The organism is Herbiconiux oxytropis (genome assembly GCF_024979315.1).
GTDB lineage: Bacteria > Actinomycetota > Actinomycetes > Actinomycetales > Microbacteriaceae > Herbiconiux > Herbiconiux oxytropis.
Map to the genome: position 1 here is coordinate 25,683 of NZ_JANLCK010000017.1, position 21,940 is coordinate 47,622.

The 21,940-nt window shown below is 70.1% G+C and carries 24 protein-coding genes; 17 read left to right on the top strand and 7 right to left on the bottom strand.

Annotated features, from left to right (window positions below; genetic code table 11):
* The first annotated feature begins 28 nt into the window (after positions 1-28).
* Genes N1028_RS18790 through N1028_RS18840 form a run of 11 tightly spaced genes read left to right on the top strand, consistent with a single transcriptional unit; the run spans position 29 to position 10,887 of the window.
* Positions 29-925 carry a branched-chain amino acid ABC transporter permease gene (locus N1028_RS18790; RefSeq protein ID WP_259531052.1) on the top strand — a complete coding sequence of 299 codons (897 nt, stop codon included), beginning with the start codon at positions 29-31 and terminating at the stop codon, positions 923-925.
* Between the two features lie 6 nt (positions 926-931).
* Positions 932-2,731 (top strand): branched-chain amino acid ABC transporter ATP-binding protein/permease, encoded by a 1,800-nt coding sequence (locus N1028_RS18795; RefSeq protein ID WP_259531053.1) that lies wholly within the window; start codon positions 932-934, stop codon positions 2,729-2,731.
* The gene (locus N1028_RS18800) at positions 2,721-3,455 is read left to right on the top strand and encodes an ABC transporter ATP-binding protein (RefSeq protein WP_259531054.1); all 735 of its coding nucleotides are present in this window, start codon (positions 2,721-2,723) and stop codon (positions 3,453-3,455) included. The genes N1028_RS18795 and N1028_RS18800 overlap by 11 nt, the downstream gene beginning before the upstream one ends.
* Positions 3,452-3,991, top strand: coding sequence for an acetate and sugar kinases/Hsc70/actin family protein (locus tag N1028_RS18805; RefSeq protein ID WP_259531055.1), 540 nt, complete (start codon positions 3,452-3,454; stop codon positions 3,989-3,991). Before N1028_RS18800 ends, N1028_RS18805 begins: the two co-directional genes overlap by 4 nt.
* The gene (locus tag N1028_RS18810) at positions 3,988-5,544 is read left to right on the top strand and encodes an FGGY-family carbohydrate kinase (protein WP_259531056.1); all 1,557 of its coding nucleotides are present in this window, start codon (positions 3,988-3,990) and stop codon (positions 5,542-5,544) included. Before N1028_RS18805 ends, N1028_RS18810 begins: the two co-directional genes overlap by 4 nt.
* Entirely contained in the window at positions 5,541-6,491 is a 951-nt protein-coding gene (locus N1028_RS18815) for a phosphotriesterase family protein (RefSeq protein ID WP_259531057.1), read from the top strand. The genes N1028_RS18810 and N1028_RS18815 overlap by 4 nt, the downstream gene beginning before the upstream one ends.
* Positions 6,488-7,162 carry an HAD family hydrolase gene (locus tag N1028_RS18820; RefSeq protein ID WP_259531058.1) on the top strand — a complete coding sequence of 225 codons (675 nt, stop codon included), beginning with the start codon at positions 6,488-6,490 and terminating at the stop codon, positions 7,160-7,162. Before N1028_RS18815 ends, N1028_RS18820 begins: the two co-directional genes overlap by 4 nt.
* 41 nt (positions 7,163-7,203) lie before the next feature.
* Positions 7,204-8,034: a transketolase gene (locus N1028_RS18825; protein ID WP_259531059.1), complete on the top strand. Its 831-nt coding sequence runs from the start codon at positions 7,204-7,206 to the stop codon at positions 8,032-8,034.
* Positions 8,027-9,010 carry a transketolase family protein gene (locus tag N1028_RS18830; protein ID WP_259531060.1) on the top strand — a complete coding sequence of 328 codons (984 nt, stop codon included), beginning with the start codon at positions 8,027-8,029 and terminating at the stop codon, positions 9,008-9,010. Before N1028_RS18825 ends, N1028_RS18830 begins: the two co-directional genes overlap by 8 nt.
* Positions 9,011-9,016: 6 nt before the next feature.
* Entirely contained in the window at positions 9,017-10,126 is a 1,110-nt protein-coding gene (locus tag N1028_RS18835) for a glycerol dehydrogenase (protein ID WP_259531061.1), read from the top strand.
* Positions 10,123-10,887: an SDR family NAD(P)-dependent oxidoreductase gene (locus N1028_RS18840; RefSeq protein WP_259531062.1), complete on the top strand. Its 765-nt coding sequence runs from the start codon at positions 10,123-10,125 to the stop codon at positions 10,885-10,887. The genes N1028_RS18835 and N1028_RS18840 overlap by 4 nt, the downstream gene beginning before the upstream one ends.
* On the opposite strand, the gene N1028_RS18845 is transcribed toward N1028_RS18840, so the two are convergent.
* On the bottom strand, positions 10,884-11,630 hold the full coding sequence (locus tag N1028_RS18845) for an SDR family oxidoreductase (protein ID WP_259531063.1): 747 nt from the start codon (positions 11,628-11,630) through the stop codon (positions 10,884-10,886). The genes N1028_RS18840 and N1028_RS18845 overlap by 4 nt on opposite strands.
* A gap of 131 nt (positions 11,631-11,761) precedes the next feature.
* Here N1028_RS18845 and N1028_RS18850 point away from each other — a divergent pair, with 131 nt between their 5' ends.
* On the top strand, positions 11,762-12,610 hold the full coding sequence (locus N1028_RS18850) for a helix-turn-helix domain-containing protein (protein ID WP_259531064.1): 849 nt from the start codon (positions 11,762-11,764) through the stop codon (positions 12,608-12,610).
* Between the two features lie 129 nt (positions 12,611-12,739).
* Here the strand turns inward: N1028_RS18850 and N1028_RS18855 are convergent, their stop codons facing one another.
* From N1028_RS18855 to N1028_RS18865, 3 genes are read right to left on the bottom strand one after another with little or no spacing between them, the layout of a single operon-like run.
* Positions 12,740-13,045, bottom strand: a complete 306-nt coding sequence (locus N1028_RS18855) for a transcriptional regulator (RefSeq protein ID WP_259531065.1) — start codon at positions 13,043-13,045, stop codon at positions 12,740-12,742.
* Positions 13,035-13,508 (bottom strand): hypothetical protein, encoded by a 474-nt coding sequence (locus N1028_RS18860; RefSeq protein WP_259531066.1) that lies wholly within the window; start codon positions 13,506-13,508, stop codon positions 13,035-13,037. The genes N1028_RS18855 and N1028_RS18860 overlap by 11 nt, the downstream gene beginning before the upstream one ends.
* Before the next feature lie 52 nt (positions 13,509-13,560).
* On the bottom strand, positions 13,561-14,328 hold the full coding sequence (locus tag N1028_RS18865) for an SDR family NAD(P)-dependent oxidoreductase (protein ID WP_259531067.1): 768 nt from the start codon (positions 14,326-14,328) through the stop codon (positions 13,561-13,563).
* A 94-nt stretch (positions 14,329-14,422) separates the two neighbouring features.
* On the opposite strand from N1028_RS18865, the gene N1028_RS18870 reads away from it, so the two are divergent.
* The 4 genes from N1028_RS18870 to N1028_RS18885 all read left to right on the top strand — a co-directional run bounded on the left by N1028_RS18870 (position 14,423) and on the right by N1028_RS18885 (position 17,808).
* Positions 14,423-14,962: a TetR/AcrR family transcriptional regulator gene (locus tag N1028_RS18870; RefSeq protein WP_259531068.1), complete on the top strand. Its 540-nt coding sequence runs from the start codon at positions 14,423-14,425 to the stop codon at positions 14,960-14,962.
* A gap of 96 nt (positions 14,963-15,058) precedes the next feature.
* A complete protein-coding gene (locus N1028_RS18875; protein ID WP_259531069.1) occupies positions 15,059-16,441 on the top strand; it encodes a pyridoxal phosphate-dependent decarboxylase family protein in 1,383 nt (460 codons plus the stop codon).
* Between the two features lie 142 nt (positions 16,442-16,583).
* Positions 16,584-17,108 (top strand): GNAT family N-acetyltransferase, encoded by a 525-nt coding sequence (locus N1028_RS18880; protein WP_259531070.1) that lies wholly within the window; start codon positions 16,584-16,586, stop codon positions 17,106-17,108.
* 49 nt (positions 17,109-17,157) lie between these two features.
* Complete coding sequence (locus N1028_RS18885) at positions 17,158-17,808, top strand: hypothetical protein (RefSeq protein ID WP_259531071.1); 651 nt, start codon at positions 17,158-17,160, stop codon at positions 17,806-17,808.
* 269 nt (positions 17,809-18,077) lie between these two features.
* On the opposite strand, the gene N1028_RS18890 is transcribed toward N1028_RS18885, so the two are convergent.
* From N1028_RS18890 to N1028_RS18900, 3 genes are all read right to left on the bottom strand, one after another.
* Complete coding sequence (locus N1028_RS18890; protein WP_259531072.1) at positions 18,078-18,818, bottom strand: alpha/beta hydrolase family protein; 741 nt, start codon at positions 18,816-18,818, stop codon at positions 18,078-18,080.
* Positions 18,815-19,291, bottom strand: a complete 477-nt coding sequence (locus N1028_RS18895) for a cupin domain-containing protein (RefSeq protein ID WP_259531073.1) — start codon at positions 19,289-19,291, stop codon at positions 18,815-18,817. The genes N1028_RS18890 and N1028_RS18895 overlap by 4 nt, the downstream gene beginning before the upstream one ends.
* Positions 19,292-19,398: 107 nt before the next feature.
* The gene (locus N1028_RS18900) at positions 19,399-20,433 is read right to left on the bottom strand and encodes a LacI family DNA-binding transcriptional regulator (protein ID WP_259531074.1); all 1,035 of its coding nucleotides are present in this window, start codon (positions 20,431-20,433) and stop codon (positions 19,399-19,401) included.
* Between the two features lie 164 nt (positions 20,434-20,597).
* Here N1028_RS18900 and N1028_RS18905 point away from each other — a divergent pair, with 164 nt between their 5' ends.
* Entirely contained in the window at positions 20,598-21,890 is a 1,293-nt protein-coding gene (locus tag N1028_RS18905) for an ABC transporter substrate-binding protein (RefSeq protein ID WP_259531075.1), read from the top strand.
* The last annotated feature ends 50 nt before the right edge of the window (positions 21,891-21,940 follow it).

Consider the following 21,940-nt stretch of genomic DNA (forward strand, 5'->3'; position numbering starts at 1 on the left):
GCCGCAAGCCACGACGTAAGAGCTGAATGTGCATCTGATATCCGCCGCCGGCGCCTCCCCGTCGCTGGTCCTCCAACTCGTCGTCAGCGGCGTGGTCCTCGGATCGTTCTACGCCCTGCTGGGCATGAGCGTCAGCGTCATCTACTCGACCACGAAGGTGTTCCACTTCGCGCACGCGTTCGTCTACACGGCGGCCGCGTACGTGGCCCTCGGAACGGCGTCCGTGCTGGGGGTGCCGATCGTGCTCGCGATCGTCATCGGCCTCATCGCGGCCGTCGTGCTGGGAGTGACGATCGAGCTGGTGGTGTACCGCTCCATGCGGAGATCGGGTGCCTCGTCGCTCGGCATCTTCCTGGCGTCGCTGGGTATCTCGATCGCGGGCCCGAACCTGATCCAGATCATCTTCGGGCCCGACGGTCGCAACCTCCCCGTCGGCAATCCGGCGCTCTACACCGTCGGCACCGTGACCTTCACCACCTGGGACATCGTGACCGTCGTGGTGAGCTGGGCGCTCATCGGCGGAGTGCTCGCGATGCGCCGGTCTCGCTGGGGGCTCGCATCCATCGCGGTGAGCGCCAACCGCGAGCTGTCGGCCGCGGTCGGCATCTCGCCGCAGAAGATCTACGTCTACGCCTTCGCCGTCGGCTCCCTGCTGATCGGCTCCGCCGCGATCCTGTTCACGCTGAACCAGGCGGCGACTCCCAACATGGGGCTGCAGCCGGTGCTGTTCGGGTTCATCGCGACCTTCCTGGCCGGCGTCGGCAACCAGAAGACGGCCCCGCTCGCCGGGTTCGTGCTCGGCATGGTCGTGAGTCTCAGCGGCATCTGGCTCTCGCAGACCTTCCAGACGGCCGTCATCTTCGGCCTGCTGTTCGTGGCCTTGATCGTGCGCCCTCAGGGCATCTTCCGGAAAGCGGCGGTGTAGAAGCTCATGGAGTACTACGCAGACATAGCCATCCAGATCATGTTCCTCATGATGCTGGCCCTCTCGCTCAACCTCCTCGTCGGCTACACCGGCGAGACCTCGATGGCCCAGGCCGCGTTCTACGGCATCGGCGCCTACACGGTGGGCCTCCTGACCATGCCCGTGGCCGTCGCCGGGTTGGAGATCGCGACCTCCAGCGGAGTGGCGGGTGGAGCGGGGTGGCCGTTCTGGCCGGCCGTGCTGATCTCCATCCTGGTCTCGGCAGCAGTCGCCTCGGCGATCTCCATTCCGGCGCTGTCGCGCGTGCGCGGCGAGTTCCTCATCCTCATGACACTGGCGTTCCAGCTCGTGACCACGCAGCTTATGGGGTCGCTGACCTCGATCACGGGCGGCACCTTCGGCCTCACGCCCATCCCTCCCATGACCCTCTTCGGTCAGTCGCTCATCAAGCCCTCGCAGGTCGTGATCGTCGTGGGCATCGCGACGGTGCTGACCTTCGTGTTCTGCTACCGGCTGGGCGAGTCGCCGTTCGGGCGTGTGCTCAAGGGCATCCGCGAGCAGGAGACCGCCGTGCGGGCCGTCGGCAAGGGCACGGTGCTGCCCAAGGTCATCGTCTTCGGCGTGGCCGCCGGGGTCGCGGGCCTCGCCGGAGCGCTCAACGCCTCCTACTACCAGGTGGCCGCGCCGCAGTCGTTCAACCTCGACGTGTCCATTCTGGCGATCGCCGTCGTCATCCTGGGCGGTGTGGCCAACCCGGTCGGCACCGTGGTGGCCGCCATCCTGCTCGGACTTCTGAACCCGGTGCTCGATGCGCTGGTGGGTGCGGAGGCGAGCGCCTGGCGCGGCGTGATCTACGGTCTCGCCCTCGTGCTCGTGATGCGCTACCGCCCGCAGGGCCTCATCCCCGAGCACCAGGGGCCGCTGCGGTTCCTCAGGCGGCGACGCCGGAGGAACGCGGCCGAGAGCGCGGCACCTGCGCGCTCCGAGCGTGACCGGGTTCCCGGCGCGGCGCCGACGGCCACCGACGCTGCAGCGAGCCGGCCCGCACCCGAGGTGGTGCTGTCGGTCGAGGGCATGTCGAAGTCGTTCGGCGGCATCAAGGCCGTCTCGGATGCGACCTTCGATCTGACGCGCGGGCAGATCACGGCCCTCGTGGGCCCCAACGGCGCCGGCAAGACCACGCTGTTCAACCTCATCACGAACGCGATCACGCCCGACCAGGGCGCTGTGACGCTGAACGGCACCTCGATCACGGGGCTGTCGATCAGCGAGATCGCCCGGCGGGGGATGGCTCGCAGCTTCCAGGACGGGCGGCTGTTCGAGCGGCTCAGCGCCCTCGACAACGTGGCGATGGCCATCCCGGATCAGCGGGCCGAGAACCCCTTCATCCTGACCGTGCGTCCGCTCTATGTGCAGAAGCGCGAGCGGGCGGTGCGCCAGTCGGCACTCGAGTGCCTGCAGCTGGTGGGCATGCACGCCGACGCCGAGACCCTCGTGGCCGATCTGTCCTACGGTGACCAGAAGCTCGTGGCCATCGCCCGGCTCATCGCGACGGGCGCCGACGTGCTGCTGCTCGACGAGCCCACCTCGGGCGTCGACCCCTCCGCCGTCGAGCACGTCATCGACGTCATCAGCGATCTGCGAGCCGCGGGCAAGACGATCTGCCTGGTGGAGCACAGCGTGCACATGGTCGAGCGGCTCGCCGACCGGGCCGTGTTCCTCGACCAGGGGCGCGTGCTCGCAATGGGCTCGATGAAGGAGCTCATGGCGCGACAGGACCTTAAGGAGATCTACTTTGGAGCGTAGCGAGAACGCTGCGGGGACGACCGATCGTCTGGTGGCGAACGGCCTGGTCTGCGGCTACGGCAAGCACAGCGTGCTCCACGACGTCTCGCTGACCGTCGGTGCGGGCGAGATCGTGACGATCCTCGGGCACAACGGGGCGGGCAAGACGACGGCCCTGAAGGCGCTCTTCGGCCTTCTGCCCGTGCAGTCCGGAGTCGTCATCCACGACGGCAAGGACATCACCAGGACGTCGACCGCATCGCGGGTGCGAGGCGGCATGTCGTACACCTCTGCCACGAGCGCCATCTTCCGCGACCTCACGGTGCGGCAGAACCTCGAGCTCGGGGCGTTCACCGTGCGCGACTCGAAGGTGCGCGCCGAGAGGCTCGCCCGCATCCACGACCTCTTCCCCGTCTTGAAGGACAGGGGGAGCGCCGTCGCCGGCCGGATGAGCGGTGGCCAGCAGCGCCTGCTCTCCATCGGGCTGGCCCTGATGAGCGGGGCCGAGCTGATGCTGCTCGACGAACCCTCCCTCGGCATCGCGCCGAGCCTCGTGACGGAGCTCTTCGAGTCGATCCGCGCGCTCTCCCGCGACGCCGGGCTGTCGGTGGTGCTCGTGGAGCAGAACGTGGGAGCGGCCCTGCCGATCTCCGACCGGGTCTACTACCTCCGGGCCGGCGAGATCCTCCTGTCGGAGAGCGCCGACGAGGCGCGCGCCCGAGACGATTGGTGGGAGCTGTTTTGAGTGCGTCCGAATCCGTCATCGAGGTCGGCGACGTCGTCACGCTGCGGCGGGGCGCGGAGTGCATTCTGCTCGGCCCGGGCCTGGCGACCCTGCGCTGGTACCAGCGCACCTTCTGCGCCACCGACGGCAGCGACGAGGACGCCCGCATCGAGGAGATCCTGCGGCCGGCCCTCGAGGTGCCGGACGGGTCGAACGGCGTGCTGTTCCTGCCGAGCGGCGACGGGGGGTCGTTCTTCGGGATGACCTACCAGACCACCTCGGCCGAGTGCACCCGCGCGGTGCACGAGGGTCTGGTGCACGCGGCGGTGACCGTGCTGCAGGAGCTCTCCGAGCGGCCCTCCGGGTTCACGCTCACCGGCCCTCGCGCCGGGAACGCCCTCTGGGGCGAGCTGTTCGCGCGTGCCACCGGCGTTCCGGTGACCGGCGACGGCGAGACCCACGTGCCTGACCCGGGATCGGTCGCGGTGCACACGGCGCTGCACGCCCTTCATCTGCAGTGCCTGGCCGCGATCCGGGAGCTCGAGGTGACGGCATGAAGGTGCTGATCGGGGTCGACAAGGGGACGTCGGCGACCAAGACGGTGGTGATCGACGCCGAGAACGGACGCGTCGTCGCCTCGGCGGCCAGGCGCACGCCGACGCTCGACACCGTGCAGGGCCGGCACGAGGAGGACATGGACACGACCTGGTCGTGCGTGGCCGAGACCCTCAGGGAGTCGCTCGGGTCGCTCCGGGCGCTCGACGCCGACGCCGAGGTGCTGGCCGTCGGCGTCTGCGGGCACATGGGCGGACTCTGGTGTCTCGACGCCGACGGCCGTCCGGCGGGCCCTGCCATCGGGTGGACCGACAGCCGGGCCGTGGGGATCCTCGAGGAATGGGAGAGTCAGGGCCTCGGCCCGAGGATCTTCGATCTGGGCGGCAACGCCATGATCGCGGGGATGCCCTCGGTGCTCTACGCCTGGATGGCCCGCCACGAGCCGGAGTTCCTCGAGCGCGTGACCACCGTCTTCATGGCGAAGGACTTCGTGAACTTCCGGCTCACCGGGCAGATCGCGACCGACGAATCCGATCTCTCGTTCGTGCCGTGCGACATCCGGCGCCGAGAGCCCTCGCCCGAGCTGTTCGAGCTCATGGGCATTCCCGGGCTGCTGCCGCTCCTGCCGCGAGCGGTGCGCAGCGAGACGATCATCGGGCATGTCACAGCCGCCGCCGCCGCCCAGACCGGGCTGCCCGAGGGGACCCCGGTGGTGGCCGGCCTCGGCGATTCCGTGGCGAACGCCCTGGGTGCCGGAGCCTACGGCGCCGGCCAGGCCGTGACCGTCATCGGGACGAGCTTCATGAACGCGGTCTCGACGAGCGAACCGGTGCTCGAGCCCACGGGAGTCGGGTTCACCTACCTCATGCCCGAGAACCGCTGGCAGCGCGTGCTGTCGAACACGGGAGGCGGCACGCTCGGCATCGACTGGTACCTGCGCTCGCTCGGGTCGAGCGACGGCGACGCGATCCAAGCGGGGGAGACGACGCTGGCCGAGCTGCTGGAGGGCCCCGTCGGTGCCGTGCCACCGCTCGCGAACGGCGTGACGTTCCTCCCGTATCTCGGCACCGCCGGCGCCACCGCTCCATTCGTCGATCCGTTCGCCCGGGCGAGCTTCACGGGCATGACCGAGGCGACCACGCGTCACGACCTCCTGCGGGCCGTGCTCGAGGGAGTGGCCTACTCGATGCGCGAGTGCTATGCCGCCATGCCCGTCGACGTGCACGAGATCCGGATGACCGGCGGCGGGGCCAGAAGCGAGCTCTGGCGGCAGATCTGCGCCGACGTCATGGGCCAGGAGCTCGCCGTGCCGCAGGTCGACGAATCGGGCGCCGTGGGCGTCGCGGTCGCGGCCGGTGTGGGGGTCGGCCACTTCCGCGACTACGCCGAGGGCGTGGCCCGACTCGTGGCCGACGGCACCGTGCAGACTCCCGAACCCTCGCGGGGGGCCGGCTACGACCGCGGCTACGCGGCCTACCGGCGACTCCGCTCCACCTTCTCCGAACTGTGGCGCGCCCGTGCCGCGTTCCTCGACTCCGAAAGGACGCCCGAGTGACCATCATCCGAACCCTCACCGGTGACATCGACGCCTCCGAGCTGGGGGTCACCCTCTGCCACGAGCACCTGCTCACGGGGCCCCCGTCGTGGGCCGTCGCCTCCGACCCCGACCTCCTTCTCGACGACCCCGAGCGCGCGGTCGAGGAGCTCGGGAGCTACGAGGCGGCGGGCGGCGGCGCCCTCGTCGAGATGACCACGATCGACTACGGGCGCGACGCCGCCGCGCTGCTGGCCGTGGCGAAGCGATCGCGCGTGCACGTGATCGCGGCGACCGGATTCCAGAAGGGCACCTACTATCCGGAGGGGCTCGAGAAGACGCCCGTCGAGCAGCTCGCCGCGCGCATGATCGCCGACCTCACCGAGGGGATGGACGACACCGGAGCTCGCGCGGGCGTGATCAAGTTCGGCACCTGCCGGACCGACCACCTCCAGGACGACGAGCGCCACGTGCTCGCGGCTGTCGCGGCGGCCCAGCTGCAGACGGACGCGCCGATCTCGACCCACACCCAGGCCGGCACCCTCGGCGACAAGCAGATCGAGCGCTTCGTCGATGCCGGCGTGGCCGCCGACTCGGTGCTGATCGGCCACGTCGACCGCAACCTCGACTTCGGCTACCTCCGGGCGATCGCCCAGACCGGCGCCTGGCTCGGCTTCGACCACTGGACGAAGTCGAAGTACGCCGAGGACGACGACCGGGTGGCGAACATCGAGCGACTGCTCGAGGAGGGCCACGACAGGATCCTCGTCTCCGGCGATCTCGGGCGACCCTCCTACCAGCTCGCCTACGGGGGCACCCCTGGGTTCACGGGCATCGTGCAGACGGTCAGGGAGCGGCTCGGCGACGAGCTGGCCGATCTCTTCCTGATCGCCAACCCGGCGCGATTCTTCGCCTTCGACCCCCTCGATCGCGTCGGTCCCACCGACTCCGAGGGGGCCGCCGCGTGAACGCCCTGACCGGAGACATCAAGTGCGTGCTGTTCGACTTCGACGGCACGCTCATCGACTCCCGTCCCGCCCTCGTCGGCGCCTACCGCGCCGCCTTCGAGGAGGTGCTCGGGCGGAGCTTCCCGGAGCTCGAGAACGACCCGCAGCGCCTGCTGACACCGCGCGTGGCCGAGGTGTGCCGCGACATCGCGGGCGACCGCGCCGACGAGTGCGTCGAGGCGTACGACCGGCACTACCGCGCCGAGACCTACCGGCTCGCCACGCTCTACCCCGGGGTCGAGGAGATGCTCGCCGCCCTGCACGAGCTGGGCATCCGCACCGGCATCGTCACGAACAAGGGCAGGGCCCGCACCGAGAAGGACCTCGACTGGCTCGGCATCGCGCCGGACTCGATGGCCGCCATCATCTGCGCCGAGGACACGGTCGAGCGGAAGCCGCACCCCGCTCCGGTCGCCCTCGGCATCGAGACAGCCGGCTTCACGCCCGACCAGGTCGTGTACGTCGGCGACGGCCCCCAGGACGCGAGGTCCGGGCGAGCGAGCGGGGCCCGGACCGTCTCCGTGCTCTACGGCTACTACCCCGAAGACCTGCTCGCCGAGGCCGGGGCGGATGCCACCGCGTCGTCGCCGGCCGACCTGACCCGGATCCTCACCGGCACGCCGCCCGCGTGAGCATCCATCCGCGATCCACCGCCTGAAAGGGAAGCAGCCAGATGACCGACACCACCACACGACCCAGCGTCTCGGAGCTCACCGAGATCGCGCACCGGCTGCGACGCCGGATGATGCGCATGGCCGCCGACAAGGGCGAGGGCTACATCGCGCAGGGGCTCGGCATCGCCGACATGCTCGCCGCCGTCTACTGGTCCGAGCTGCAGTTCGACGCCGAACGGCTCGACGACCCCGATCGCGACCGGTTCCTGCTCTCGACCGGCCACTACTCGATCGCGCTCTACGCCGTGCTGGCCGAGCTCGGTGTGCTGACGGACGAGGAGACGGCGACCTACGCGCTCAACGGCAGCGACCTGCCCATGAGCGCCTTCGACGAGACCCCCGGTGTCGAGATCACGAGCGGCAGTCTGGGGCACGGCCTCGGCCAGGGCGTCGGCATGGCGCTCGGGCTGCGGCTGAAGGGCTCGCCGGCCACGGTCTACGTCGAGCTCTCGGACGGCGAGCTGCAGGAGGGCTCCACCTGGGAGTCGGCGATGGCCGCGAGCAGCTTCGCGCTCGACGGACTGTGGGCGCTCGTCGACTGCAACGGCATCCAGGCCGACGGGCCCATGGTGATGGACATCGAGTCGGTCGCCGTCAAGTGGAGCGCCTTCGGCTGGTCGGTCGAAGAGGTGAACGGCAACGACATGGCGGAGATCGTCGCCGCCTTCGCGGCCCTCCGCGACAAGCCGGGCCCCAAGGCGATCATCCTGCGCACGACCCCCGGCTGGGGCGTGCCGACGATCGTGGCCCGCGACCGGGCGCACTTCGTGCGCGTGCACGAGGACGAATGGACGAAACTGCTGGCCGAACTGGAGGAGAACCATGGTTGAGCTGAAGAATCGCGCGGGTGGCATGGGCGAGGTCGCCGAGGTGGCCGGCCCCTACGAGGTCGCACCGTTCGGCACGGCGCTCGCCGAGTTGGGGAAGACCATGCCCCACATCGTGGGCGTGACCGCCGACATGGGGCGCTACAGCGACATCCTGCCCTTCCGGGACGCCTTCCCTGACCGCTTCTTCAACGTGGGCATGGCCGAGCAGGACGCCATCATGGTGGCCGCCGGGCTCGCGAAGGTCGGGCACGTGGCGTTCGTGGCCACCTACTCCGTGTTCCTCACCCGCCGCGCCCTCGACTTCATGGCCATCGCGTGCGCCCACAGCAAGGCCGACGTGAAGGTCATGGGCGGATCGCCCGGCCTCGTGAACCCCTACGGCGGCACGCACCAGGCACTCGAGGATCTCGCCGTGATGCGGATGATCCCCGACGTGACCGTCATCGATCCGTGCGACGCCACCGAGCTCAAGCAGGTGGTGAAGGCCGCTGCGGAGACCCCGGGCACCTTCTACATCCGCAACATCCGCGGCAAGGTGCCGGTCACGCTCGACGACTCCTACCGCTTCGAGATCGGGAAGTCACGCGTGCTCCGTGAGGGCACCGACGTGGGCATCGTCAGCACGGGCTTCATGACGGCGCGGGCGCTCGAGGCCGCCGACCGGGCGGCGGAGGCGGGTGTCTCGGTGGGGGTGCTGCACGTGCCGACCATCAAGCCCTTCGACACCGAGGGCCTGCTCGAGTTCGCCTCGCGCTACCCCCGGCTCGTGACGGCCGAGAACCACCTCCGCGCCGGCGGCCTCGGCACGCTCGTGGTGGAGACGCTGTTCGACGCGCAGGAAACCAGGCCGGTCATCCGGATCGGGTTGCGCGACCGGTTCCACCCGTGCGGTTCGCAGGACTACCTCGACCGGATGTTCGGCCTCGACACCGACTCGATCACCGAGGCGCTCGTCGCCGATCGATGGGACCACTAGGCCCTCATGGTTCCCACGACGGCGCCCCCCGGGGCGCGCATCTACAGTTCACCGCTCCGCTACGTGCAGGGGCCCGGTGCGCTGGACCAGGTCGGCCGGTTCGCCGCGCTGGGCCACTCCCGAGCGGCGCTGCTGCTGGACTCGTTCATCGCCGATGAGATCGAGCCCCGGCTCGTGCGCTCGCTCGAAGCGGGCGGTCTCGTGATCGACTGCCGCCGGGTGAGCGACGAGGTCACAGCCGGCAACATCGCCGACCTCGCGGCGGAGTTCGCGGTCGGTCGTCCGGATCTGGTCGTGGCAGCGGGCGGAGGCAAGACCCTCGACCTCGGGAAGGGCGTCTCCGCCGCGCTGTCCATCCCCATCATCACCGTGCCGACGATCGCGTCGAACGACGGCCCGACGTCGCGGGTGATCGCGCAGTACGACGACGAGCACCGGCTCATCGCCACGCCCACGATGTCGTTCAACCCCGAGGCCGTCATCGTCGACACCGCCCTCATCAGCGGGGCCCCGCGCCGGTTCCTCCTCTCGGGCATCGGCGACGCGCTCGCCAAGACGTTCGAGGCCGGAGCCACCGCGCGTGCGGGCGGGCTGAACTCACACTCCACCGCACCGCTCAGCCTGCCGCTGGCCATCGCGGCGCACTGCTACTCCGTCCTCCTCCGCGACAGCGCGAGCGCCCTCCGCGACCTCGGCGGGCCGACCGTCTCGGCCGAGCTCGAGAACGTCATCGAGGCTGTCGTGCTGATGTCCGGCCTGGCCTTCGAGAACGGCGGACTGTCCCTTGCCCACGCCATGACGCGGGGGCTCATGGCGGAGTCGGGGTCGTCGTCCCACCTGCACGGCTTCCAGGTGGCCTACGGTCTCCTCGTGCAGCTCACGCACGAGGGCGACGAGGCCGAGTTCGAGCGCGTGAGCCGCTTCTTCGACGCCGTGGAGCTTCCCCGCACACTGCACGACCTCGGAGCGGCGAGCGACGACGACACCCTCCGGCGGATGGCGACGGCCGCGATGTCGGCGCCGCACGCCCGCCATTCGACACCGACCGCATCCGTCGACTCGCTCATCGGGGCCATGGAATCGGTCGAGAGCACCCTCGAGGAGAGACCGGCATGACGACACGGACAGTACTCATCACGGGCGCCGCCCAGGGCCTCGGGGCCGAGACGGCGCGCCATCTCGCAGCTCGGCACTGGCGGGTGGTCGTCGCGGATCTCTCGGCCGAGGCCGCCCAGCGCGTCGTCGACGAACTCGACGACGCCTTCCCCGTGGAGGGCGGACACCTCGCCCTCGGGGTCGACGTGGCCGACGAGCAGCGGGTCGAGGCGGCGTTCGCCGCGCTGAGCTCGCACATCGAATCGCTGAACGGCGTGGTGAACGGGGCCGGCGTGCTCTTCCGCATGCCGGCCGAGGAGTTCGACACCGCGTCGTGGCGGCTGCAGCTCGACGTGCACCTCACGGGCGCGATGCTCTGCAGCCGGTTCGCCTTCCCCCTGCTGAAGCGTGCGGGCTCGGCCTCGATCGTCAACGTGGGATCGGTGGGCTCGACCTTCGGACTGCCGGGGAGGTTGGCCTACTCCACGGCCAAGAGCGGCGTGCTGGGCCTCACCCGCACCCTGGCTGTCGAGTGGGGGCCGCACAACATCCGCGTCAACGCGGTGGCACCGGGGTACATCGCCACCGAGATGGCGCTCAGCGGATTCCGTTCCGGCGCCCTCAACCGGGATCGCATCATCGATCGCACGCCGCTCGGCCGGCTGGGCGAGCCGTCGGAGATCGCCTCGGTCATCGCGTTCCTCCTCGGCGACGAGTCCTCGTTCGTCACGGGCGCGGTGCTGAACACCGACGGAGGCGTCACGATCGACGGCACCTTCTAGCGGCCGCTGCCCGGCAGGGTCGCGAGCGACCGGGATCGCGCCTCGAGAAGGCTCTCGTAGGTGCCGTCCCGTTCCGCCCAGCGGAGACGCTCGGCGGCCTTCACGATGATCTCCTTCGGCGTCGGGTTCCGGGTGAGCAGGTCGATGACCTCGTCGAGGTAGGAGTCGAGGGGCAGGGCGGCCGGATTCACCTTCTCCTGCCCGGCGGTCGCGACCGCCGGGGGGACGAGTTCGGTGACGGTCACGCCGGTGCCCGCGAGCTGCGGCCGGAGTGCCTCGGTGTAGGCGTGCACGCCGGCCTTCGACGCTCCGTAGGTCGGCATCAATGGGAAGGGGAGGAAGGCGATCCCCGACGAGACCGTGATGAGGTCGGCGCCACCCCGACCGATCAGGTGCGGGGTGAAGGCGTCGATGGCGCGGATCGTTCCGAGCAGGTTCACGGCGATCGTCGTCTCGGCGGTGGCGAAGTGATCGGGGTCGCGGAGGTCCTCCTGGAGCAGCACCCCCGCCATCGTGACCACCACATCGAGCTCGGGGTGCGCGCCCAGCACCTCATCTCGTGCTCGCGCGACGGAGCCGGGGTCTGTCACGTCGATCCGGACGGTCTCGAGGTCGTCGACCTTGCCGGTGTCACGGCCGGCGACGATGACGGTGCTGCCTGCGGCGGCGAAGCGGCGGGCGAGGCCGAGGCCGATGCCGGAGGTGCCGCCGATGATGAGAACGGTGCGGTTGCTGATGTCCATGATTCTTCTTCCGGGTTGCTGACGGGGTCAGGCCCATGCTCGCGCCGTGCGTGCGGTGGCGGAAGAGCCCCGCCCATCCGGGGAGTGGGAGGGCCCCCTCTCGTTCAGTGGATGCTCGCTATCGTCGGAACATGGATGATGTCGCCGCCGCCAACGCCCTCGGCGAGTACCTGCGCGCCCGGCGGGGGCTGGTCGCTCCCGAGCAGGTGGGTCTCCCCGGCGGACCGCACCGGCGCGTCGCGGGGCTCCGGCGCGAAGAGGTGGCCCTGCTCGCCGGGATCAGCGCCGATTACTACCTCAGGCTGGAACGCGGCCGGGACAGCAACCCGTCGGTGCAGGTGCTGGAGTCCCTCGCGCGGGTCCTCCAGCTCGACGACGTCGAGACGGCCTACCTGATGGGCCTCACCGCCCCGCGTCCGCGAACGAGGCGCAGCCGCCATGCCGAGCGCGTGCCGCCTCGGCTGCTCCACCTGCTCGCCGCCCTCGACGTGCCCGCGTTCGTCGAGGGCCGGTACTTCGATGTGCTGGCCTCGAACCCGGCCGCGGTCGCGCTCTCGCCTCGCCTCGTGCCCGGTCAGAACCGGCTGCGGTCCCTGCTCCTCGACCCCGAGGAGCGCCGGTTCCACACCGATTGGGAGGATGCGGTCGTGAGCTTCGTGGCCGCTGCACGCCGAGTCCTGAGCGAGGGCGCGGACGACCCCCGCGCGGCCGAGCTCGTCGGCGAGCTGTCGATCGCAAGCGTGCGCTTCCGCACGCTCTGGGCCCGGCACGACGTCCGTGCGCTGGAGGGAGGGACCGCCTCCGTCGACCACCCGGTCGTCGGGGCGCTGACACTCCACCGCGAGAAGCTGCCGGTCGAAGACGTGATCCTCGTCATCTACTATCCGGCCGAGCACAGTGCCGACGCCGAGAAGCTCCGGCTGCTCGGTGGCGCGGCGATTCCGACTCAGGGTAGTCCTCGTGGAGAATCCGCTCCGTGATCTCCTCGAGGGCCGGCCGTCGTCAGTGACCGTCGGAATCACGATCGGCTGCGGCTGCGGCTGCGGCTGCCCGGCATCGGCGATGACGATGCCGACCGGCAAGGGGCCACCGTCGTCGCCTCGCTTCCGTCAGGCCTCGCCCGCGATGCGACGGAGGGCCGCCACGTGCCCGTCGAAGGCGCGCCGGCCCTCGGCCGTGAGCGCCACCGTGGTGGTGCGGCGCTGATCGCCGCGGCTCGTCGACGACGCCTTCGAGACCCGCACGTAGCCGATCTCGGTCAGGCTCCGCAGCGTCTTGGAGAGGTTCGCCTCCGACAGCCCCAGCGTCGAGCGAAGTGCCGAGAACTCGGCCCCGTCGACCGGCCGCAGCAATCCGCAGATGCGCAGGCGGGTCGGTGCATGGATCTGCTCGTCGAACCCGTCGTCAGCGACCACGGCGCAGCTCGCGGTCGAAGAGGCGGTCGCACAAGCGGCCTCCGATCCACATCGCGGCGAACGCCCCAGCCGCTGTCAGCCATACCCAGGCGCGGTGCCCGGTGGCCGCCAGCGTGAACGAGACGCCGAGCAGCAGCACGACCGTGACGCAGAGCAACACGGCGGCGACCAGGGTCCTCGGTCCCGGCATCCGGGTCACGGTCAGCCCCGTGATGCGCTGATAGGCCAGCGAGAGGAAGACGATGCCGAGGCTGCCGAACACGACCAGCACCGACTGCCCCGGCATCCCCGCCCCGGGCGATCCGATGAGGAGAGCCGTCAAGAGCGCCAGCAGCGGGTGGTACCAGGCGGGGGTGCGGATGCGGTCGGCCAGCACCTGCCGATCCGCGTCCAGCGCCGACAGGGCTTCGCGCGCGGCATGTCCGTCAGGACGGGGTTCCGGGGTGTCAGAATCACTTTCCATGCAGCCAAGTCTTTCACTTGAAGCCTGGTTAAGTAAACCCCGACCCGGCGGCTCAGGCCTTCGGGCGCATCATTCTTTCCGCCGTGCGGAGGCCGAACCGCCTGGGGAGGACGCGTGTCGAGAGGAGGGCGAGGAGGCTGTTCGCGCGGCCGTCGACCACGGAAGGCGCCCCCGTGCCCATGGCCCTCCAGGCCGTGTCGACCACCTGGTGCGGCTGCCGCTTGTTCTTCGTCGGCCCCGGGTTCATGGGCGTCTCGGTGTCTCCCGGGGCGACGGAGAAGATCCGCAGGCCGTGCTCGCGATGCTCCTCGGAGAGCGCCTCGGTGAAGCGGATCACGTAGGACTTGGAGGCCGCGTAGGCGGCGTAGTGCGGCATCGGCTGGTAGCCGGCCGCGCTCGCGATGTTGATGATCGTGCCGCTGTCGGCATCCCGCATCCGAATGACCGCAGCCCTCGTGAGCAGGGACAGTGCGGTGATGTTGATGTCGACCATCTGGCGCAGGACCTCGGGGTCCATCCGGTCGAGATCGCCCTCGGGGGCGGTTCCTGCGCTGTTGACGAGATGGTCGAGGCGAGGCAGCTGCCGGGTGATGACGTCGACGAGGCCCGCGACGTCCTCGATGTCTGCGAGGTCGGCTCGGTGCACGGAGGCGGTGATGTCGTGCTCTGCGGCCAGCTCGTCGGCCAGCGCCCGGAGCGCATTCTCCGAGCGCGCCACGAGCAGCAGGTCGAAGCCCTCGCGAGCGTAACGGCGAGCGAACTCGGCGCCGATGCCCGAGCTGGCTCCGGTGACGAGGGCGAGGGGGCGGGCTGTGTGCATGGAAGCGTCCTTTCGTTGTTCTCATCCTAATCGGATGAGTCATCCGTTTGGATCACCTGTCCGTTTCAACGCACCTCGCCTAGGATGAGACGCCATGGACGGTCTTCGGCGCGACGCGGCTCGCAATCGCGCGCGCATCCTCTCGGCCGCCCAGGAGCTGATCGGGCGGGGAGAGGATCTGGGGCTGAACGCGGTGGCGCGCGCCGCCGATGTCGGGGTGGGCACGGTGTATCGGCACTTCGCCACCGTCGAGGAGCTCGAAGAGGTCGTCGTGTGGGACCGGTTCGCCGAGCTCGACCGCATGCTGGACGAGGCGGGGCCGGATCGGTTCGACCGGATCCTCGCCCAGCACGTCGCGCTGCTGGTGGCGGATCCGCTGTTCGAGAAGGTCACCGCCCAACCGAACGCCGTCCTGCCGGAGACGACCTCCCGACGGACCGCGCTCATCGGGCGTCTCGCGGAGGTGCTCGCGGAGGCGCAGGCCGGCGGGAGGGTGCGCCGGGGTGTCGATGCCACTGCCGTGCTGCTCCTCGCGTGCGGAGTGGCGCACGCGATCCGCAGCGCGCAGCTCGCGCCGGACAGCGCGGCGGCGCGAGCGCTGCTCGAGGTCATCCTTCGCGGTCTGCGCCCATAGCGGGCGGGGCACTGCCCCTGTCGCGGGACCGGAGAGAATATGGTCGACAGCAGCGCGCTCAGCGAGAAGCGAGCACGGAACGAAGGTCGAGAACCCATGCCCCAGGATCCCTCCGCCCGGATGCACAGCATCTCGGATGAGACCGAGCGCGTCGTCGATCGGGTGCTGGATGCATCCCGTCGGCGGATCCTGCTGAAGGACGTTCCGCTCGACAAGCCGATGACGCCCGCCGACCTGGCGAGGCTCGCCTCCGGGTCGATCTCTCCCGGAGGGCTCGGCGATGCCAGGGCGCTCGCGCTCTTCGAGCACGTGCTCGCGCCGGCCTGCATCTCGGTCGATCATCCCGAGTACCTCTCGTTCATCCCCTCCGCGCCGAGCAAGGCCGCTCTCGCCTTCGATCTCGTGGTGTCGGCGTCGGCCGTCTACGGCGGGTCGTGGCTCGAGGGTGCCGGCGCCGTGTTCGCCGAGAACGAGGTGCTGCACTGGCTCGCGGCCGAGTTCGGGCTGCCCGAGGGAGCGGGCGGCGTGTTCGTGCAGGGCGGCACCATCGGCAATCTGTCGGCGCTCGTGGCCGCCAGGGCGAGGGCCCGGCGGGTGCGGCGATCGGTGGGAGCGGCGATGCCGGAGTCGTGGGTGCTGGTGTGCAGCGACGAGGCGCACTCCTCCGTGGCGTCGGCCGCCGAGGTGATGGACGTCGAGCTCGTGCTCGCGCCGGCGGATGCCGACGGGCGGCTGCGCGGAGAGGCGGTGCGCGAGGCGCTGCTCGAGCACGGCGACTCGGTGTTCGCGGTGGTGGCGACGGCGGGCTCGACCAACTTCGGCACCGTCGATCACCTCGAGTCGATCGCGGCGCTGAAGGACGAGCACGATTTCTGGTTGCACGTCGATGGCGCCTACGGCCTCGCGGGCATCCTGACCGACCAGACGCGGGGGCTGTTCCGCGGGGTGGAGCGGGCCGACTCGGTGATCGTCGATCCGCACAAGTGGCTCTTCGCCCCGTTCGACGCGTGCGCCCTGATCTACCGCGATCCGCTTGACGGGCGCATCGCCCACACCCAGTCGGCCGGCTACCTCGACACCCTCAACCAGGCCGACGAGTGGAACCCGTCCGACTTCGCCATCCAGCTCACCCGCCGGCCGCGCGGTCTCCCGCTGTGGTTCTCCCTGGCCACGCACGGCACGGAGGCGTACCGCGAGGCGATCGGTGCGTGCGTGCGACTCGCGCGGGAGATCGCCGACGAGATCCGCACCCGGCCGGAGCTGCGGCTCGTGCGCGAGCCCGACCTGTCGGTCGTGGTGTTCGAGCGCGAGGGCTGGGCGATGGCCGACTACGAGCGGTGGTCGGCCGGCCTGCTCGAGCAGCAGCAGGCGTTCGTGACGCCGAGCTCGCACCACGGGCGCCCGGTCACCCGCTTCGCGATCGTGAACCCGCGGAGCTCGGTGGAGAAGATGACGGCGGTGCTCGACACGATGCGCTGAGCGGGGTCGAGCTCGTCCTTGCTGGGGTGACGGCGTTCATTGCCAGACTCGCGGATCGGTGCCGTACGTCAACTCCTGGTTGGGCCCGGTGGTCGACTGGTTCCAGAGCCGCTAGCCGTTCCCGAGTCGGTACGATCGCGGGATGGCGACTCCCGACCCCACGGCTCGGCTCCGGTTCCGCGAGATGGACTCGGCGGATCTCGACGACCTGGCGGCGCTTCTCGGCGACGCCGGGGTGATGCGCTACTACCCCGCGACGAAGACACGCGAGGGGGCCGCGGCGTGGATCCGGTGGACTCAGGGGAACTACGCGCGCTACGGGCACGGGCTCTGGATCATCGAGACCCACGAGGGGGCGTTCGTCGGCGACTGCGGCCTCACCTGGCAGCAGGTCAACGGCGTGCCCGAGCTCGAGGTCGGGTACCACGTGCGGTCGGAGCTGCACGGCCAGGGGTATGCGACGGAGGCGGCGACCGCGTGCGTCGAATTCGCGCGGGGCCACTCGGAGGCGGAGGCTCTCGTGGCGATCATCCATCCCGACAACCGCGCCTCGGAACGCGTGGCTGAGAAGCTTGGCATGGTGCGGGTGGCCGACGATCTCGGTGAGAGCTTCCCCCGCAGGGTGCTGAGAATGCCCCTTCGGCGTAGCCCTGCTGATGCGTCGTGACGTCATCTAGTGGTTGACGATTCACCGTCGTGCATCTAGCGTCGAAGCCATGGCACGTTCGGGACATCGGGCTGTCGATCTCGCCACACGGCTCGCAGAAGGGCGGAGCGCCGATCCCACGGCGGATGGGCTGCTGGAGGCCGTCTCGCTCGCCGAGGAGCTCGGGCGCGAGGCGCAGGTGCAGCTTCAGGATGCCGTGACCGCGGCGCGCGCCCACGGGGTCTCGTGGCAGAACATCGGCCGGACGCTGGGTGTCAGCAGGCAGGCCGCCTTCAAGAGGTTCAGTCTCGCCGCCGACAGCCACATCGGCGGTGACACGGATCCGGCCTCGGTCGACCTCTACGCGCGCACCGCGACCGTGTTCTCGAGCCTGGCCGCCGGCGACTTCGACGCGGTCAAGGCCCTCATGACCTTCACCTGCTCCCGCCAGCTGACCAGGCGGAAGGTGATGGGCGTGTGGTCCGAGCTGGAGCAGAGTGCCGGGCCGTTCGAGCTGTGCACCGACCTCGTCGCCACGACCCTCGACGGCCGCACCATCGCCGAGAAGATCCTCAACCGTCACCTCGTGGGCGGCGTGGTGATCCAGACCCGGCTGGTGCACGAGAAGCAGGACTGGACGGGCCGCGTGGCCTACAACGGATCCGGCCGCATCACGGGCCTTCTCATCGCGCCGCTCGGGGCCACGGATCTCGCCTTCTGAGGAGCTCCGGATCCGACCGTCGCATCGTGAGCCGACATCGCTGGGACGGAACTCCGTGTCTCGCCGTTGGCCGTGATCTCCGGGTAGGTTCCTCACCGTGGAACCCATCAAGCTCAACTCCCGGTGCTCCAGCTGCCCCGACGGCGAGATGATGGTTCTCGGCCAGTACGTGTACTGCAGCTGCTGCGGCCCGCAACCCGCCTCGTCAGACCCGTCGCGCCCCACGCCTGCACCCTGCTGACCCCCGACAGCCCCAGGTGGTGGGAGCTCTAGTCGGAGTGGGGGAGTTCCGCGTCGTCGTCTGCTGCGTCAATACGGGCCTGCCAGCGGTCGAGCCAGGCGTGCACGTGGTCCCAGTGCGGCGCGTCCGGAGCGATGTCGGCCAGGTGCGAGAGCTCGGGGAGTTCGAGGAGCTCCGGGGCCGACCCTGCCGCTCGGGCGGCCTCGACGTAGTCGCGGGTGTGGGCGATGGGCACGCGCGCGTCGTCGGCCCCGTGCACCACGAGGACCTCGGCGGGGGAGGGCAGCTGGGCGAGGGGCGACGCCGCGGCGTAGGTCTCGGGGATCGCGTCGGGGGCGGCACGGAAGAACTCCGCGACCGCCCCGTCTCCGATGCCCTCGAGATACCCCCGCACGACGTCGGTCACCGGCGCCAGCGCCACGACAGCGTCGCCCGCCTCGCCGCCGAGCAGGGCGAGCTGCCCACCCACCGAGTGCCCCACGATAGCCAGCCGCGATCCGCCGGTCGACGACCTCACGGCAGCGAGCGCCGCCGTGAGGTCGTCGCGGAGGGCGGCCCAGCCGGCCTCGCCCCGCCGGTACTCGAGATTCGCCACGGTCCATCCCCGAGCGGTGAACCCGGGCACGAGCGGATGCATGAGCGCAGCCGTGAAGGGTGCGCGCCAGTAGCCGCCATGGATGAGGACCACCGTGCCGCGCGTGGTCGCGCCCGGGTGCGAGAGCTCGATCCGCTGGTCGTCGTGCGGCCCGTAGCGGAGCGTCTCCGTCATGCCCCTTCGACGGTGCCGGGCGCCAGGAAGTCGACGCCGTTGGCGGCCGAGAGGCGCACGACCTCCTCGGGGTCTGTGACGTTGTGCAGGAGGCTGAAGAGGTTGGCCAGCTTGCCGCCCGGGCTCACCCAGAACAGCGACTTCGCGTCGGACTCCTGCTTGTTGTAGTAGGCGTGCGGCAGGTTGCGGGGCATCTGCACCAGGTCACCCGGGCCGGCGGTGGTCCACTGGCCGTCGAGGTAGAGCGTGTAGACGCCCTCGAAGACGTAGATGAACTCGTCCTGCGTGGGGTGCACGTGCGGCGGGACACCGGTTCCGGCGGGGTCGAACGAGAGCCAGGAGTAGGTCGACGCGCTCTCAATCTTGGTGGTGTAGGTGTGGCCCAGGACGTTCCAGACGCGGTCGCCGTAGGCTTCGTCGGCTCTGACGATGCCCGCGGGCAGGTCGCCCAGAATGATTTCCTCGGTGCTCATCGGCGTTCTCCTCGCTCGAAGGGATGTGGTCGCCCCAGTGTGGCCGAGCCGCCCGCCGAATGCACGCATTTCTTTCACTCGTCACGAATCGGTAACAGAGAGAGGCGTCAGCGTGAGGCGATCGTGCTGCCCCGGATGACGAGCTTCGGGAGGAACAGCTCGGTGCCGCCGGCGACGGGCGCGCCGTCGAGTGCCTCGAAGATGCGCTTCGCCGCCTGCCGGCCAAGGCCCTGCAGGGTGCAGTCGATGCTCGTGAGCTCGGGCCGGGAGTTGGTGGCGAGCACCTCCCAGTTGTCGTAGCCGATCACGGCCACGTCCTCCGGAACCGACCGGCCGAAGTCGCGGAGCGTCTCGAGGGCACCGCGCGCGATCTGGTCGGAGCCGCAGACGAAGCCGTCGATGTCCGGATGCCGCTGCAGGAGGACGGCGGTGGCATCGCGCCCCCAGCCCTCCGTCCAGCTGCCGAACATGACCTCGTCGACGGGGGTGAGGCCCGCTGCCGCCATGCCCTCCTTGAACCCCGCGGCTCGGTCCTGCGCCGCGGCGTAGCCGGGGTCGCCCGTGATGTGCACGATCCGGCGCCGACCGACCGAGATCAGGTGCTCGACGGCGAGCCTGCCACCCGCGTGGTTGTCGGGCGCGAGCGACTGGTCGCGGGGGTCGTCCGAGGGCGCGTAGGCGTAGACCACGGGCACCGGGAGCTGCTGGCCGAGCGAGTTGCGCGGGTCGGTGCTCCGGCCCACCACGATGATGCCGTCGACCCTGCGGTTCAGGAGCGCCTTGAGGTGGTAGTTCTCCCGGATCCGGTCGCCACGAGCGTCGCAGAGCAGCACGCTGATCTCACCCGAGCCGAAGGCGTCCTCCGCCCCCATCAGGATGGGGAGCACGAAGCGGCCCTCGAGGTCGCTCGTGAGCAGACCCACCGTCTTGGTGCGGCCCGTCACGAGGCTCTGGGCGAGTCCGTTCGGGGTGAAGCCGATCTCGGAGGCGGCGGCGAGCACGCGGCGTCTTGTCTTCTCGGCCACCTCGGCCCGGCCGTTGACGGCCTTCGAGGCGGTGGCCATCGACACGCCGGCGAGCTGCGCGACGTCGTTGAGGGTGGGCGCGCGGGTCGCATGGACGCGTGGTGACGTGTCGGCCATGATCCCCCAATCGGTTTCGAAACTGTTGTCACTCTAACGCTTGACATTGCACCTCGGTTGGCGATTAGCTGTCCGAAAGGCGTTTCGAAAGTTTTGACAGAAACGTCGACATGGCAGAGGCCGGGCTTCCCGGCTCAATGACGAGCCCCACGAGGAGAACTTACATGGCACGGATCAAGGGCCACTTCGCCCGCTTCACGGCGACGGCGGTCGCTGGCGCTCTGGCGCTCACGCTCGCCGCGTGTGCTGGTGGCGGAGGCTCCACCACCACGAGCGCCGACATCCCCGCGGGGGGCACCGACGACGGCAGCACCCTCACCCTCTGGACCAGGGCGCCGCTGGAGAAGCAGGCGAAGCTGCTCGTGGAGGCCTACAACGCCTCGCACGAGAACCAGGTCGACCTCACCGTCGTCCCCAACGACGACTACGTGGCCAAGGTGGGCGCCGCGGCCGGAGCGGGCGGGCTCCCCGACCTCTTCGCCGCCGACATCGTCTACGCCCCCAACTGGGCCTCGCAGGGCCTCTTCCAGGACATCACCGCGCAGATCGACGGCCTCGACTACAAGGACACCCTGAACGCGGGCCACCTGGCTGCCGGCACCGTCGACGGCAAGGAGCACGTGCTGCCGTTCGTGCTCGACCTCTCGATGCTGTTCTGGAACAAGGAGCTGTTCGAGGAGGCCGGACTCGACCCCGAGAAGGCCCCCGCGAACCTCCAGGAGTTCGCCGACGCGGCGAAGGCCATCCAGGCGCTGAACAAGCCCGACACCTACGGCACCGCGACAGGCCTCAACTGCGGCGGATGCCTCGTCTTCACCTGGTTCCCGAGCGTGTGGGCCGACGGCGAAGAGGTGCTGAGCGAGGACGGCGCCGAGTCGCTGCTCGCCAGCGACACCGCCAAGGAGGTCTACTCCACCTGGAAGGACCTCTACGACTCCGGGGCGGTGCTGCCCTCCTCGGTCGACGAGGCCGGCCCCACCTGGACCGCCGGGTTCACCGAGGGCAAGGTGGGCCTGCAGTTCTACCCCGCCACCCTGCTGAGCTCCACGCCGTTCGAAGCCGGTGTCTCCGGCATCCCCGGCCCTGAGGGCGGACAGTCGACCTTCGTGGGCGGCGACGGCATCGGCATCTCGAAGGACTCCGAGAAGTCGGCACAGGCCTGGAACTTCCTCGAGTGGCTCACGAGCGAGGACGCCCAGGTGGAGGTGCTCGCCAAGAACGGCGACGCAGTCTCCCGCAGCGACCTCGCCTCCAACGAGTACTCGGATGCCGACCCGCGGCTGGTGACGATCAACGAGGTCGCCGCCGAGGGCAAGACCCCGCTGGCGCTCAACTTCCAGCAGGCCTTCAACGCCCCGTCCAGCCCCTGGCTCACGCTCGTGCGCGACGCGGTGCTGAACGACGGCGCGAAGATCGACGCCGACAACGACGAGATCACCTCAGTGCTCTCGCAGTAGTCAGCCCAGACCGGGCGGCCCGCCGCACCTCCTCTCCGCGGGCGGGCCGC

Coding starts and splice junctions, on each gene's coding strand:
- N1028_RS18795 (WP_259531053.1), top strand. CDS start 932: ATGGAGTACTACGCAGACATAGCCATCCAGATCATGTTCCTCATGATG.
- N1028_RS18810 (WP_259531056.1), top strand. CDS start 3,988: ATGAAGGTGCTGATCGGGGTCGACAAGGGGACGTCGGCGACCAAGACG.
- N1028_RS18825 (WP_259531059.1), top strand. CDS start 7,204: ATGACCGACACCACCACACGACCCAGCGTCTCGGAGCTCACCGAGATC.
- N1028_RS18830 (WP_259531060.1), top strand. CDS start 8,027: ATGGTTGAGCTGAAGAATCGCGCGGGTGGCATGGGCGAGGTCGCCGAG.
- N1028_RS18835 (WP_259531061.1), top strand. CDS start 9,017: ATGGTTCCCACGACGGCGCCCCCCGGGGCGCGCATCTACAGTTCACCG.
- N1028_RS18840 (WP_259531062.1), top strand. CDS start 10,123: ATGACGACACGGACAGTACTCATCACGGGCGCCGCCCAGGGCCTCGGG.
- N1028_RS18845 (WP_259531063.1), bottom strand. CDS start 11,630: ATGGACATCAGCAACCGCACCGTTCTCATCATCGGCGGCACCTCCGGC.
- N1028_RS18850 (WP_259531064.1), top strand. CDS start 11,762: ATGGATGATGTCGCCGCCGCCAACGCCCTCGGCGAGTACCTGCGCGCC.
- N1028_RS18860 (WP_259531066.1), bottom strand. CDS start 13,508: ATGGAAAGTGATTCTGACACCCCGGAACCCCGTCCTGACGGACATGCC.
- N1028_RS18865 (WP_259531067.1), bottom strand. CDS start 14,328: ATGCACACAGCCCGCCCCCTCGCCCTCGTCACCGGAGCCAGCTCGGGC.
- N1028_RS18870 (WP_259531068.1), top strand. CDS start 14,423: ATGGACGGTCTTCGGCGCGACGCGGCTCGCAATCGCGCGCGCATCCTC.
- N1028_RS18875 (WP_259531069.1), top strand. CDS start 15,059: ATGCCCCAGGATCCCTCCGCCCGGATGCACAGCATCTCGGATGAGACC.
- N1028_RS18880 (WP_259531070.1), top strand. CDS start 16,584: ATGGCGACTCCCGACCCCACGGCTCGGCTCCGGTTCCGCGAGATGGAC.
- N1028_RS18885 (WP_259531071.1), top strand. CDS start 17,158: ATGGCACGTTCGGGACATCGGGCTGTCGATCTCGCCACACGGCTCGCA.
- N1028_RS18890 (WP_259531072.1), bottom strand. CDS start 18,818: ATGACGGAGACGCTCCGCTACGGGCCGCACGACGACCAGCGGATCGAG.
- N1028_RS18895 (WP_259531073.1), bottom strand. CDS start 19,291: ATGAGCACCGAGGAAATCATTCTGGGCGACCTGCCCGCGGGCATCGTC.
- N1028_RS18900 (WP_259531074.1), bottom strand. CDS start 20,433: ATGGCCGACACGTCACCACGCGTCCATGCGACCCGCGCGCCCACCCTC.
- N1028_RS18905 (WP_259531075.1), top strand. CDS start 20,598: ATGGCACGGATCAAGGGCCACTTCGCCCGCTTCACGGCGACGGCGGTC.